Origin of the sequence: Bacillus sp. SJ-10 (assembly GCF_002843505.1) — a bacterium.
GTDB lineage: Bacteria > Bacillota > Bacilli > Bacillales > Bacillaceae > Bacillus > Bacillus velezensis.
Genome location: NZ_CP025258.1, coordinates 1,186,067 through 1,199,015, shown reverse-complemented (window position 1 = coordinate 1,199,015; position 12,949 = coordinate 1,186,067). Strand labels below are relative to the sequence as shown.

General features: G+C 42.0%; 11 protein-coding genes. 4 read left to right on the top strand and 7 right to left on the bottom strand.

What is annotated here, in order from left to right; all coding sequences use genetic code 11:
- Window positions 1-2: 2 nt before the first annotated feature.
- Window positions 3-320: a hypothetical protein gene (locus CXL14_RS06155; protein WP_014419022.1), complete on the bottom strand. Its 318-nt coding sequence runs from the start codon at window positions 318-320 to the stop codon at window positions 3-5.
- Window positions 321-500: 180 nt separating this feature from the next.
- On the opposite strand from CXL14_RS06155, the gene tagU reads away from it, so the two are divergent.
- Window positions 501-1,418, top strand: coding sequence for a polyisoprenyl-teichoic acid--peptidoglycan teichoic acid transferase TagU (gene tagU, locus CXL14_RS06150; protein WP_014419023.1), 918 nt, complete (start codon window positions 501-503; stop codon window positions 1,416-1,418).
- 30 nt (window positions 1,419-1,448) lie between these two features.
- On the opposite strand, the gene wecB is transcribed toward tagU, so the two are convergent.
- Entirely contained in the window at window positions 1,449-2,588 is a 1,140-nt protein-coding gene (gene wecB / locus CXL14_RS06145; protein WP_014419024.1) for a non-hydrolyzing UDP-N-acetylglucosamine 2-epimerase, read from the bottom strand.
- A 228-nt stretch (window positions 2,589-2,816) separates the two neighbouring features.
- Here wecB and galU point away from each other — a divergent pair, with 228 nt between their 5' ends.
- Window positions 2,817-3,701, top strand: a complete 885-nt coding sequence (galU, locus tag CXL14_RS06140) for a UTP--glucose-1-phosphate uridylyltransferase GalU (RefSeq protein WP_003151367.1) — start codon at window positions 2,817-2,819, stop codon at window positions 3,699-3,701.
- Between the two features lie 38 nt (window positions 3,702-3,739).
- On the opposite strand, the gene tagH is transcribed toward galU, so the two are convergent.
- The 5 genes from tagH to tagD form a co-directional block, all read right to left on the bottom strand.
- On the bottom strand, window positions 3,740-5,284 hold the full coding sequence (gene tagH, locus CXL14_RS06135; RefSeq protein WP_101287737.1) for a teichoic acids export ABC transporter ATP-binding subunit TagH: 1,545 nt from the start codon (window positions 5,282-5,284) through the stop codon (window positions 3,740-3,742).
- A 20-nt stretch (window positions 5,285-5,304) separates the two neighbouring features.
- Window positions 5,305-6,132, bottom strand: coding sequence for an ABC transporter permease (locus CXL14_RS06130; RefSeq protein ID WP_003151365.1), 828 nt, complete (start codon window positions 6,130-6,132; stop codon window positions 5,305-5,307).
- Between the two features lie 185 nt (window positions 6,133-6,317).
- Window positions 6,318-8,492, bottom strand: a complete 2,175-nt coding sequence (locus CXL14_RS06125; RefSeq protein ID WP_053285363.1) for a CDP-glycerol glycerophosphotransferase family protein — start codon at window positions 8,490-8,492, stop codon at window positions 6,318-6,320.
- A gap of 49 nt (window positions 8,493-8,541) precedes the next feature.
- The gene (locus tag CXL14_RS06120) at window positions 8,542-10,080 is read right to left on the bottom strand and encodes a glycosyltransferase family 2 protein (RefSeq protein ID WP_053285362.1); all 1,539 of its coding nucleotides are present in this window, start codon (window positions 10,078-10,080) and stop codon (window positions 8,542-8,544) included.
- Between the two features lie 137 nt (window positions 10,081-10,217).
- On the bottom strand, window positions 10,218-10,607 hold the full coding sequence (gene tagD, locus CXL14_RS06115) for a glycerol-3-phosphate cytidylyltransferase (protein WP_003151361.1): 390 nt from the start codon (window positions 10,605-10,607) through the stop codon (window positions 10,218-10,220).
- Window positions 10,608-10,962: 355 nt separating this feature from the next.
- Here tagD and CXL14_RS06110 point away from each other — a divergent pair, with 355 nt between their 5' ends.
- The gene (locus CXL14_RS06110) at window positions 10,963-11,733 is read left to right on the top strand and encodes a WecB/TagA/CpsF family glycosyltransferase (RefSeq protein ID WP_014419028.1); all 771 of its coding nucleotides are present in this window, start codon (window positions 10,963-10,965) and stop codon (window positions 11,731-11,733) included.
- Between the two features lie 32 nt (window positions 11,734-11,765).
- Window positions 11,766-12,932 carry a CDP-glycerol glycerophosphotransferase family protein gene (locus CXL14_RS06105; RefSeq protein WP_101287735.1) on the top strand — a complete coding sequence of 389 codons (1,167 nt, stop codon included), beginning with the start codon at window positions 11,766-11,768 and terminating at the stop codon, window positions 12,930-12,932.
- Window positions 12,933-12,949: the final 17 nt, after the last annotated feature.

Here is a 12,949-nt window from a genome sequence, read left to right as displayed (position 1 = left end):
TATTATTTTTCTTTCTCGATTTCCTTGATCTCTTTTTGGCCTTTATCATTTGTGAAATAAGTAATGCTGACTTTGTCATTTTCGCTGAATTTATTCAGAACATCAGAGAAGTCATCAGAAAATTCAAAGCTGACGGGCTGATCATCCACTTTTACTTCAATTGTGTGCGTATCCGCCATACCGACATAATATGCCGTTTCTTTTTGAGCCTGGTTCTCCGCAGAACCGCTTCCCTTCTTTGATTGATCCGCCGTTCCGCACGCTGCCAACACAACAGAAAAAAGCAGTATTAAGAACGAAGCTGCAATAGTTTTTTTCATTTTTTTCACCTCATCTTTATGTATCGTCTTATACTAACTTTTTTTTAAGGTAATTTTAAGGTCTTTTTGTAACCTTTTTTTAAGAATTTCGTCTATTACATGGTTATAAGTAAAAATATGACTGGGTTTATAAAGATTAGTAAATTGTATCAGGAAAGTTAATAGAAAAGGTGATGACAAATGAGAGCTGAACGAAAAAGAAAGAAGAAAAAAGTTCTTCTGACAATCGTAACAATCATCGGGCTGTTAGTTTTATCATCAGGAGGCTACATCTACTACTTGTGGCACAAAGCAGCTTCAACGGTGGCAAGCATTCAGGAAGACTTGAAAAAATCGGACAAACGTGACACGGATATAGATCTCGGAAAGAAGGATCCGATTTCTGTTTTAATCATGGGCGTCGATGAGCGGAAAAATGACAAGGGGCGCGCGGATACGATGATTTATATGACCGTCAATCCTAAAACGAATACAACAGAAATGGTCAGCATTCCGCGTGATACGTATACGAAAATCTCCGGCAAAGGTACGATGGATAAAATCAACCACTCCTATGCTTTCGGCGGAACGCAGATGGCCGCGGATACCGTCGAGGACCTGCTTGACGTGCCGGTAGATTATTTTGTGAAAGTAAACATGGAGAGCTTCAAAGATACCGTGGATACACTCGGCGGGATTACGGTGAACAGCACGTTTGCCTTCAACTACGACGGGCACTCTTTCGGAACAGGGAACATCAGCCTGAACGGCGAAGAAGCACTTGCCTACACGCGTATGAGAAAAGAAGATCCCCGGGGGGATTTCGGCAGGCAGCAGCGCCAGCGCCAAGTGATTGAAGGGATTATTTCTAAAGGGGCAAACATCTCGTCTGTCACGAAATTCGGAGATATGTTTAAGGTCATTGAAAACAATATGAAAACAAACATGTCATTCGATGATATGTGGACGGTTATGACTGACTATAAAAACGCCCGCAGCAAAGTCACTCAGCATGAACTGAAGGGAACGGGAACGAGAATCAACAATATCTATTATTACAAATTAGATGAAGCAAGCCTCGCTTCAGTCAAAAAAGAATTAAAAGAAAGCCTGAAATAATAAAAAACTCTGCATATGATGCAGAGTTTTTTATTCTGTAAAAGGCTGCGGACGGGTTTTTCTATAGCCGTACCGATAAAGCAGTTCTTCCACAATCCGTTTTGAAGCCGATCCGTCACCATAAGGGTTTGACGCCTTTGACATCCGTTCATATTCAGCCTGATCGGTTAAGAGCTGTTTTGTCAGCTGATACACCGTTTCTTCATCTGTACCCGCCAGCTTTAATGTCCCGGCTTTCACTCCTTCGGGGCGCTCGGTTGTGTCCCGAAGCACCAAGACCGGCTTTCCGAGAGAAGGCGCTTCCTCCTGCACTCCGCCCGAGTCGGTCAAAATGAAATGTGCTTTCGCAGCGAAGTTATGGAAATCCACGACCTCCAGAGGTTCTATTAAATGCACCCTGTCCGAATCAGCGAAATGGGCTTCTGCGGCCTCACGAACTGCGGGATTCAAATGAACGGGATAAACGACTTGTACGTCCTCAAACTCTTCAACGATTCTTCTGACGGCCTTAAACATCTGTTCCATCGGCCTGCCTAAATTTTCACGTCTGTGCGCTGTCAAAAGAATCATCCTGCTTCCGTCCAGCTTGTCAAAAATCGGATGAGAATAGTCTTCCCGCACTGTCGTTTGAAGCGCGTCTATCGCTGTATTTCCCGTGACAAATATAGAATCCGGCTTTTTATTTTCAGCAAGCAGATTCTGTTCAGCCTGGCTTGTCGGCGCAAAATTCACATCAGCGATCACGCCCGTCATCTGCCGGTTGATTTCCTCAGGGAAAGGAGAGTATTTATTTTGCGTACGCAGACCGGCTTCCACATGGCCGACAGCGATTTGATGATAAAAGGCGGCAAGGCTTCCGGCGAACGTTGTCGTCGTATCTCCGTGGACCAACACGATATCTGGTTTTACTTCTTGGAACAGCTTGTCCAGTTTCAGCAAAGCATGAGATGTAATTTCTGAAAGCGTTTGACGCTCTTTCATAATATTCAAATCAAAATCAGGCGTAATGCTGAATGCTTCAAGCACTTGATCCAGCATCTGTCTGTGCTGTGCGGTTACAGTCACCAGCGAATCAATTTCCTGATATTTTTCAAGCTCTAATACAAGCGGAGCCATTTTAATTGCTTCAGGTCTTGTACCGAATACGGTCATTACTTTTAGTTTTTTCAACGGTTTGTCTGCACCTCGTTTTATATGTCGGATATCCCTTCATGTTAACATATTTATGCCGTTTCTAAGATATTGTAAAGCTTAATGGCAAACAAAGCAAAAACCTTTATAACACTCTTTGAAAGCGGATTAAAAGGTGTGAATTTTAATCAATTGTGGTAAAGTGGAAAAAGACTAGGTTATAGTTCTGAAAAAAAGATTTTGCAGAAACAAGGATGGTGTTATTCAGTGAAGAAAGTACGCAAAGCCATTATTCCGGCAGCAGGTTTAGGCACTCGTTTTTTGCCGGCCACTAAAGCAATGCCTAAAGAAATGCTTCCAATCGTTGATAAGCCTACAATTCAGTATATTATCGAAGAAGCTGTCGAATCCGGCATCGAAGATATTATTATCGTAACCGGAAAAGGAAAAAGAGCAATAGAAGACCATTTCGACAATGCCCCTGAACTGGAACGTAATTTAGAAGAAAAAGGGAAAATCGAACTGCTTCAAAAAGTGAAAAAATCGTCAAATATTGCGGATATCCACTATATTCGCCAAAAAGAGCCAAAAGGACTCGGTCATGCCGTTTGGTGCGCACGCAACTTCATCGGCGATGAACCTTTCGCCGTTCTTCTCGGCGATGATATTGTCCAGGCTGAAAAACCGGGACTTCGTCAGCTGATGGATGAATACGAAAAAACATTGTCTTCAATCATCGGTGTTCAGCAAGTTCCTGAAAGCGACACACACCGCTACGGAATTATCGATCCGTTAACAAATGAAGGCCGCCGTTACCAGGTCAAAAATTTTGTAGAGAAGCCTGAACCGGGCACAGCTCCTTCCAACTTGGCTATTTTAGGAAGATACGTTTTCACTCCTGAAATTTTCATGTACCTGGAACAGCAGGAAGTCGGTGCAGGAGGAGAAATTCAATTAACGGACGCCATCCAAAAGCTCAATGACATTCAGCGTGTCTTCGCTTATGATTTCGAAGGAAAACGTTACGATGTCGGTGAAAAACTCGGATTTATCGAGACGACGCTTGAATTTGCCTTACAGGATCAGGATATCCGCCATAAATTGATTCCGTTCATGAAGGATCTTCTTGAAAAAGAAGAAGCTGACGAATAGAAAAAGCTGCCGAATCCGGCAGCTTTTTTATGTGATCTTTACTTTTTAGACGTTACCGTCAGTGTTTTATCAGCATTGTTCACAGAAAAAGTATATTTCTGGTTTTTAAGCATGAGCAAATTCTGATTGATTTTGCTGCCGCCTTTTTCACTTAAAGCTGAGATGTCTGCGGGACGCGATAAATGAAAAACCACTTCGGAAACTGTATCATTGTCAATTACTACATCCGTTTTGGCATCGGATGTTTTTAATACGTTCCGTCCGTCAGCCGTTTGTCCGGCAGCTGGATTTTTCAATTTACTCTGTACATCGTCCCGGCTTTTATTGAGATATGAGAGAAACTCTTCTGCTGTTTGGCTTGATAAACTGCCGCTGAAATCATTAAGCTGAACATCCGTCTTTTTTAAAGCGTTCACTTTATACAGATCAGTCTTTTTCATAAAGTACTCTTTATCGTTTAATTTCACTTTGGCCGCCTGGTTATTTTCGGCTTCTATCTGCACCTTCGTGCCGAAACTTACACTTGCGGAGGCTTTTCCTTTTATATCTTTTTCAGTATAAAGGTCCGCCTTTTCAGCTTTTACCAAAGCAGGTTTATTCACAGACTCATAAAGGCCGGCATCGCTCTGTTTGACGTCACCGAAAGATGCGATCGCACGCAGAGGCTTGTCTGAAAACATCGAAGCGCCTGCGCCGACAGCCAGCAATGCAAGCAGCGTAATCTGTATCGTATTGGCAATGAATTTAGGCTTCGCTTTCTTTTGCTGCGCCTGAGTGATTTTCTGTTCCTCGGCTGCCCGCGTTCTGCCTTCAATCTGCTCGTTTTGATATTTCTTTTTTTCTTTCTTTGAAAGCTTGTTGAACCAATCCACAAAAGCTTTATATTCTTTCACAACGGCTTTCGTTTCGTCGAACATGCGCATTTCGCCGTAATGCATCCAAGCCACCCGATCACACATTTTCTCAATCTGTCCGATGGAATGACTGACGAAAAAGATCGTTTTGCCGCGTTCTTTAAATTCCGTAATGCGGTCCACACATTTCTGATAGAAAGTCTGGTCCCCTACTGAGAGCGCCTCATCAATAATGAGGATGTCAGGGTCCATATGCGCCGATATGGCAAAACCGAGACGGGATTTCATACCGCTTGAATAGCTTTTAACAGGCTGATCTATAAAGTCGCCGATATCCGCGAATTCAACGATTTTTTCATAAAGCTCGTCTATCTGCCGATTGTTGAGACCCATCATCAAGCATTTTAAACGAATGTTGTCTTTACCGCTTAATTGATTGTTTAATCCGGCAGAAATCGCGATTAAAGACGGCTGCCCGTTCATATCAATCTCACCGCTTGTCGGCGGAATGATCTTTGCAAGCAAATTGGACATCGTTGATTTTCCCGAGCCGTTGATCCCTACGAATCCGATCGTTTCCCCTTCATAGACGTCAAAAGAAACATTTCGGACAGCGAAAAAACCTTTTTGATTTCTGTTTGGGAAAAACAGTCCTTTAATTTTGTCAGACTGTTTTTTATATAGAAAATACTGTTTTGAAACATTTCTGAACGAAACTTTTAGTTTCATCGTATAATCTCCTTACTATATTAAAGAAAGTCAACAAACTTATCTCTGAATTTCATATGAAGAAGTGAACCGACTGTTAACAACAGCAGTGTGACGAACCAGAAATACAGCGTGTATTTCACATCGTGGAAAAACCACTGCCCTTCCATAAAGCTGTCTCTAAAGCCCTCGATAATATAGAAAAGAGGGTTTAACTTCAAGATGGTCAAAACTTCAGGTCTGTTTCCAAATTTCTCCGCAATGTCCCAGAAAATCGGCAGAAGAAAAAAGAGCAGCCTTGTGACGGCCTGAAGCAAAAACTGGTAGTCCCTGATTAATACGCTGATGGTTGAATTAAACAGGCCGAAAGCAAACATAAAACTAATCATGCAAAACAAGTAATAAATATATTGCAGCCAGTGAAGCGTCGGAAACAGTCCGTTGCTCAGCAGCACAATAATGTAAATCGCCATCATCACAAAGTAACTGAATAAATTGGATGCTATCACTACAGAAGGCAGTGAACTGATCGGAAAGTTCATTTTCGACACTAAATTTATCCGTTTAAAAACGCTGTTAGATGCATCCAGTATCGTCGGACTGATAAAGAACCAAGGAATTAAGCCGGCCAGCATCCAGACGATGAACGGTACGCTGTCTCCATTTCCAAGCACCATATCATGTCCGCCGCGAATCCCGAGACCAAATACGAACCAGTAAGCCAGCATTTGAATCATAGGGTTGAGAAACTGCCACAATATACCCAAATAGTTCACTTGATACTTTGATTTCGTTTCGTACACTGCAAGCCGCATAATCAGCGGAAATGAGTTGAATTGCTCTTTCAGAATTTTTACCAATGCATTCATTCTAATCTTCCTTAGTCGTAAGTTTTAGGTAATAGCTTTGACTTACAAAAGCACCGCTCATAATTGTAACAGATTACGATGTATTTTTCACTTCATAACAAGCCTGAGCCCCATGAGCGCAACATGCCGTCACTTAAGCAAAAAAGCATAATTAACGTGGTTAAATTATGCTTTTTTGCACTTATTTACTTGTCCCCGAAAATCACTTTTACGGCTTTTTCAGACGATTCTCCGGTTTCTAAATAACAGAACTTCTCGTAAAAAGGCCCGAACGAATCCGGAAGCTTATAATCATCTGATTCCGTTTCATTGACCCATTTGATAACGTCACCTGTTTCTTTGACAAGCGGGCCGGGCGCTTCTTTTTCAAAGTCAAAGTAAAACCCTCTGAGTTTATCCCGATACGTTTCGATATCAGGCACATAAAACAGCATCGGTCTTTTCAGATTTGCATAGTCAAAAAAGACAGAGGAATAGTCCGTTATGAGTAAATCAGAGACCATATACAGCTCACGGATATCTTCGTAGCTGGAGAAATCATAAGCAAATCCTTCATACGGTCCGAGATCAAAGTTTTCCGCCACGAGATAATGCATCCGTAAAATAATGACATAACGATCGCCGATCGCTTCTCTCAATTGATGAAGGTCTAAATCAAGGTCAAACTTGTATTTTCCCTTCTTATAAAATTGGTCATCCCGCCATGTCGGTGCGTAGATAATCACTTTTTTATCTTGCGGAAGATTCATTTTTTCTTTCAGCGCTTTGATGACAGAAGGGCTGTTATCCGTTTGAAGGAAGTCATTCCGCGGATATCCCGATTCAATCATGGTTTTACTAAACTGAAACGCCCGGGCGAATATTTCGGTTGAATATGCGTTCGGTGAAATCAGGTAATCCCACTTTGAAGCCTCTGTCGTAAAGTTGCGCTTGTATTTTTCAGTGTTTGTTCCCGGCATATGCACTTCATCCATATCTACTGCAAGGCGCTTTAAAGGCGTGCCATGCCATGTCTGGACATATGTCGTATGCTCAGGTTTCGGAATCCACAGCGGCATACGGCTGTTGACAACCCAGTACTCGGCTCTTGCCATGGCAAACAGCCATTTGAACGTAAAGCGTTCGATATAAGGAATTCCTTTATCTTTAAATGTCTGTGAGTAAGCGGGGTTTACACTCCAGCAGAGACGGTATTCCGGCATCTCTTTGCTCATGTATTCATAAATCGCCCGCGGATTGCAGCTGTACTGTTTTCCGGCAAAACTTTCAAACATGACAAATTTCTGTTTGACAGGCAGTTTCCCCGCAACCCTGAATCCCGCTTTATAAGTGTTTTGTATTCTTTTCTCAATGAACTTTTTCAGCTTATTCTTTCTCTTGCGTACAAAGGAAGCGCCTCGTTTCAGCTTTCCTTTCACAAAATACTCCACGCGGGTGCTGAAGCTGTAATCGTTCATTCTCAGGTGGAGATTTTTCGTTTTCTTTTTCGTGAAAACGTGAAATCTGGCAGGCCCTTTCTCCGTTTTCAGGATCGTGAATTGGTTAGGGTTTACTTGTTCAGATTTCAGAACCTTTAACGGTTTGCTGTTGGTGATAATCTCTTCACCTGTCCCGGCATCTTCAAAAATGAATTGAATATGGAATTGAAAGATTAGCTGCTGATTCAATTCTTTATAAATGGCATTCAAATCAATTTTTGTATCAAAGCCTATCGTGTCAAGCATCGTTGTGTCCTGAACATATTCATCAAGGTCGTGTCTCGGCACGTCGTGAAGCGGATACTTCAGAATGAGAGGCTCCTCTTCTTTTCCTTTTTTCATTTTCAGAATCAGGTTTTTTTCTTTTATCTTTAAGGTTTCTGCCGCATTCAGCCGGAATGCAAAACCTTTCAGATGTAAGCTGCCGTCAGATTCGAGCTCCATTTCATCAATCCGCGTGACGAACTTTTTCTGCAGCAGCTTTAAGGAGAAATTCCCTTTCTTCGTCGTGTAAGGGAAAAAGAACATATGATGAGCCTCATCTTTATAAGAAGACAGTTCAATAGGTTCAAGGCTGGATTTTAACCGTTTTTTACTGATATCACTGTCATCATTGATAAAGGAGACATAGAAATCCAGACATCCTTTGCCGTCCGTATGGTCAGAAAGCAGATCCGTGCTCATGACAGCATGGTACTCCCCGCCTTCTCCGGCCAACCGTTTCAGAGGGACGGAAAGTTCCGCTTTTGTCTTACGATTTATAATCTGAAGAGAAGGCTCTTCCCCTGCAGTGACATTTTCACAGGATATCGTAATGCTGAATGTCTCTTCCTTTATGTTAAGATGTTTTAACTTGTATCTGACAGGATTTTCTATACCCATAAAATAAGTCTACTCCTCTGTTTCAATTAAACATATCCAATCACAATCATCATTTTGTTACTTTCAGTGAAAGGTTCTCCTTCACCGTCCGGTAGAATTGATATTGCAGTCCGTTCGCTTCTGCCGTCACCTTTTCACCGTCTTCTCTGTTTAACATGACACGTTCATAATCGTTATAAATGACATACATAATATAACCGCCAAGTCCGACTTTTTCAATGTCACGTAACGGGATTTCAAGGACGTACCGCCCGTCTCCCAGTGACTGAACCGGAAACTGGTGGAATACTTTCATGTTATCTCTGTGCTGAAACTGAATATATTGGGCATTATTTCTGTCCTGTCCGAACAAGCGGAACGTAACGGTGAATTTATGATCGGCGAACACCGCGTTTTCCGTTTCTCCGTGCATGCGAAGTTCGACCAGTTTATTTTCTTCATCCGTCAGCGGGCTTTCTAAATAAGCCAGCCCGTCTTGCGTCACGATGTTTTTATCGGGCTCTTTTTTGGACCAGCGGAACAGCTTTTCGACCTCGTCATACCGTTTTTGAGTCAGCAGACGGTAGGCTGTTTTATGAATCGGATGAAAAAATGTCTCGGAAATATCGTATTTCGTCTTCTTTAACACATTCAGAATTTCATTGAATTTATTGTAGTAGGCTTCTTTGTTTTCGCTTTTCAGGAAGTGCATCCGATCGAAAAGCCGCGTAATGGAATCGAATTCGATCAGGCGGTTCATCGCCATCTTCTCTTTTTCAGTATCTAATTTTTTGTTCAGAATATACTTCATTACGGCTATGTTCGTGTCGGTTTTTTCCATTATATTAGTCTGCTTTGTCAGCGACTCATTATTGTCCATTCTGTTCAGATAATAGACCGGTTCGGTTGACGTTGAAATATCTCCGCACGCCAAAAGAACATCCATAAAAAATTGCTTATCTTCAGCAAATTTCATTTCCGGATATCTGATATCATTATCTTTTAGAAATTGTAAGTTCATCATTCTTGCCCGCGGGCCCAGATGATAGAAAATATGCCGGATTGAAAAAGGCGATACCTTCGCTCTGTTCAGCGAAGACTCATGTTTCCCGATCGTTTTTTGACCGTTCACCTGCATTTCGATCGTTTTTCCGACTGCATAATTTACCTGATCTCTTTCGAGCATGTCGAATAAGATTTTAACTCCGTTCGGCGCAAACCAATCATCCGCATCCAAAAATGTAATGTACTTCGCATTTGCCAGCTCAATTCCCAAGTTTCTCGGATAAGCCGGGGTTCCCGTGTTGTCTTTCAAAAAGACGACTGTAATATTTTCATACAATTCGGCGTACTCAGTCAGGATGTTTCTGGAATCATCAGTAGAGCAATCATCGACCAGAATTAAAGAAATATGCTGAAAGCCGATGTTTTGAAGGATCACTGAATCAACTGTTTTCCTTACATATTCTTCTGCATTATAAACAGGAACGACTACCGCTACCTTCTTCTCTTCCGCCAATGCTTCTTTGTTTAAAATGGTATATTCGCGTTCTTCTATGGACGGCTTGGACTCTTTTTTATTCAACTTAAAAAAGTTACTAAGATTCATCTTTAAATTCTCCTCTTATTGTCTAGCTTTTTTTCAAAAGCGCATAACAAATATAGCGAAAATAACCTTATATTACAAGAAGTACTCCCTATCCGGAGGGAGTACTTCTTTATCATCTGTATATCCGAATGTTTCAATTACACCCCGGCAATTTCTTTTTTAATCTGTGTGGTGGAAATGCCTTCGGTTCTAGGGAGGTAGATGACTTCGCATTGATCTTTAAGGAAATCGAATTTGCCTTCCCAATCGTCTCCCATTACGAACACGTCGATGTTGTGATCCGCTACGTCACGTACTTTTTGATCCCAGCTGTTTTCCGGAATGACTTCGTCGACATAACGGATCGTTTCCAGAATCAGCTTTCTGTGTTCATAGCTGTGGTAGGCCTTTTTTTGTTTTTGCAGGTTGAACTCGTCTGTTGAGATGGCAACAACAAGGTAATCTCCAAGCTGCTTTGCGCGCTCAAGCAGTTTAATATGACCCCAATGCAGTAAATCAAACGTTCCGTAAGTAATGACCTTCTTCATGAAACAAAAGCTCCTTTCTATCATCATACGTATAACAAGCAACTGCTCTGAAATGCTGCGCAGCTGTATCCTTAATCACTAAAGTGCCAATTTCGTACTCATGGAACCTCATTATATCACATAGCCCTGAAAAGGTTAAGCCAATGTAAAACGAAGTTAAATTCCACTTATTAACAAATGTTATTACAATAGGAGTTTAGCAGGGTTTTTGCGCGTATGATTAAAGAAATTGTTATCTTATTTATATTTTTGTAAAACTATTGTTAAGTTTATCTGAAGGTATTATGTTAAAATAAAGCTTAGCCTAAGTCACGAAAAAGTGAAAGAAAATCCCGTACAAAAAGGAGGACGGCAGATGCAGACTGAAATGGTGCACAACCTTTCTTACGTTAATGGAAATTTACAGGAGTTTATTTCATATTTAGACACTTATTATATCGCACAGAAGCAAGGAGCCGTCATTGCGACGGTCAATCCTGAGATCGGATACGCTGCGGCGAAAGACAAAGGTTATCATCAAGTCATTTCTTCCGCGGATTTCGTCCTGCCGGATGGTATCGGCGTCGTGTTAATGTCACGTTTGATGCAGCACCCGCTGAAATCAAGAATTGCGGGATTCGATGTGTTTCTTGCGCTGCTCGGCCTCGCAAACCGGCAGTCTAAAAAAATATTTTTATACGGAGCTAAACAAGACGTGCTTGACGCCGTTTTGAACCGGATCAGCAAAGAGTATCCGAATATTGAGGTTGTCGGAGCCAGCAACGGTTATGAAGCGGATAAACGCTTCGTCGCCAAACAGATTTCCCGGGCGAAACCCGATCTCGTATTTGTCGCCTTAGGATATCCCCATCAGGAACAATTTATTTATGAACACAAACATCTTTTCCCTCAGGCTGTATCGATCGGTTTGGGCGGAAGCTTTGATGTGTTCAGCGGAACGGTGAAACGCGCCCCTGAATGGATGATCAAAACGAATCTGGAATGGCTGTACAGACTGGTGACGAATCCGTGGAGATGGAAAAGGATGCTGAACATTCCGAAGTATGCTTTTACCGTTTTGAGAAATAATAAATCAAATAAAAGCCTGTATTCCAAGCAGGCAGAAGATCAAACGAAACAGCTTTAAACAAATAAAACAGCAAAAGAGATTGGTAATCTATGAACTTGCGATCTTTATTCGCCGCTTTTTATTCTATATATCTGTCTGTTCTCGGCGTTTTGTTCAAGCCTGTAAAGCCCAAGAACCATCTGACCCTGCTGGTATCTTTTGAAGAGAATGCGCAGGCTCTCATCCGTTCTTACAAAGCGCACGCTGAATCACTCTCTTATGAAGTGACGGTTTTGTATACGAGACACGCCGTCAATCTGAAAAAAGAGCTGGAAGATGTCGGCTCTTTTTATCTGAACGAAAAACATCCGCTGCATCTTTTGAAGGCTGTTTTGTTCCTTTTTAAAAGCAAAGTGGTGATAACGGATAACTATTTCCTCATGACAAGCGTCTTAAACCGCCGGCCGCAAACGACATGCATTCAGGTGTGGCATGCGAACGGCTCTTTGAAAAAGTTCGGCCTTGAGGATGTGACGAATCAAAATCGTCCGGCATCAGATATCAGCCGTTTTAAAAAAGTGTACCGCTCGTTTGACTTTGTTACCGTCGGTTCAGACGCGATGGCTGACGTTTTTAAAAAGTCGTTCGGCATACGGGACGGCCAGCTGTTAAAAACGGGTGTCCCCCTGACTGACGTCTATTATGAAGAACACAAGCCCGAACTGAAGCACAAATGGCCGAAAAAAATCATCCTGTACGCACCGACATTCAGGGATTATGATATGCAATCCTTTCGGCTGCCATTCACCGAAGAACAGCTCACAAACGCGTTAAACGGAGAGTATATGCTGCTTGTAAAGCTTCATCCTGCCGTTTTGCATCATATTTCGGCTTCGTTTGAAAGCGAACTGATCAAGAACGTGTCTGACATGCGTCTTCATGATCTCTTGAAAGCGGCTGATATTTTAATTACGGATTACTCTTCCGTGCCTTTTGAATTCGCGCTCTTAAATAAACCGATTTTCTTTTTCACGTATGATCTGGAGGAATATGATCGAAAACGCGGTTTAATCGACAATTATACGTCCGTCATTCCCGGAAAGGCTTGTCATGACAGCGAAGCCCTTCTGGAGGAAATGACGAAAAAGCCATTTCGTGCAGAAGAAATGAAGCGGTTCTCGGACAAATGGAATATGTATTCAGATGGAAATTCGAGTGAAGCGTTATTGAAATTTGCGGAAACAAAAATGAAAAATTGTGCTGAAGCACCTGCCTGAATCGACGGCGGGTGTTT

Bases quoted from the DNA above. Each gene is read 5' to 3' on its own strand.
- CXL14_RS06155 (WP_014419022.1), bottom strand. From the start codon at position 320: ATGAAAAAAACTATTGCAGCTTCGTTCTTAATACTGCTTTTTTCTGTT.
- CXL14_RS06120 (WP_053285362.1), bottom strand. From the start codon at position 10,080: ATGAATCTTAGTAACTTTTTTAAGTTGAATAAAAAAGAGTCCAAGCCG.
- CXL14_RS06105 (WP_101287735.1), top strand. From the start codon at position 11,766: ATGAACTTGCGATCTTTATTCGCCGCTTTTTATTCTATATATCTGTCT.
- CXL14_RS06130 (WP_003151365.1), bottom strand. From the start codon at position 6,132: ATGAATGCATTGGTAAAAATTCTGAAAGAGCAATTCAACTCATTTCCG.
- CXL14_RS06110 (WP_014419028.1), top strand. From the start codon at position 10,963: ATGCAGACTGAAATGGTGCACAACCTTTCTTACGTTAATGGAAATTTA.
- tagH (WP_101287737.1), bottom strand. From the start codon at position 5,284: ATGAAACTAAAAGTTTCGTTCAGAAATGTTTCAAAACAGTATTTTCTA.
- CXL14_RS06125 (WP_053285363.1), bottom strand. From the start codon at position 8,492: ATGGGTATAGAAAATCCTGTCAGATACAAGTTAAAACATCTTAACATA.
- tagD (WP_003151361.1), bottom strand. From the start codon at position 10,607: ATGAAGAAGGTCATTACTTACGGAACGTTTGATTTACTGCATTGGGGT.
- tagU (WP_014419023.1), top strand. From the start codon at position 501: ATGAGAGCTGAACGAAAAAGAAAGAAGAAAAAAGTTCTTCTGACAATC.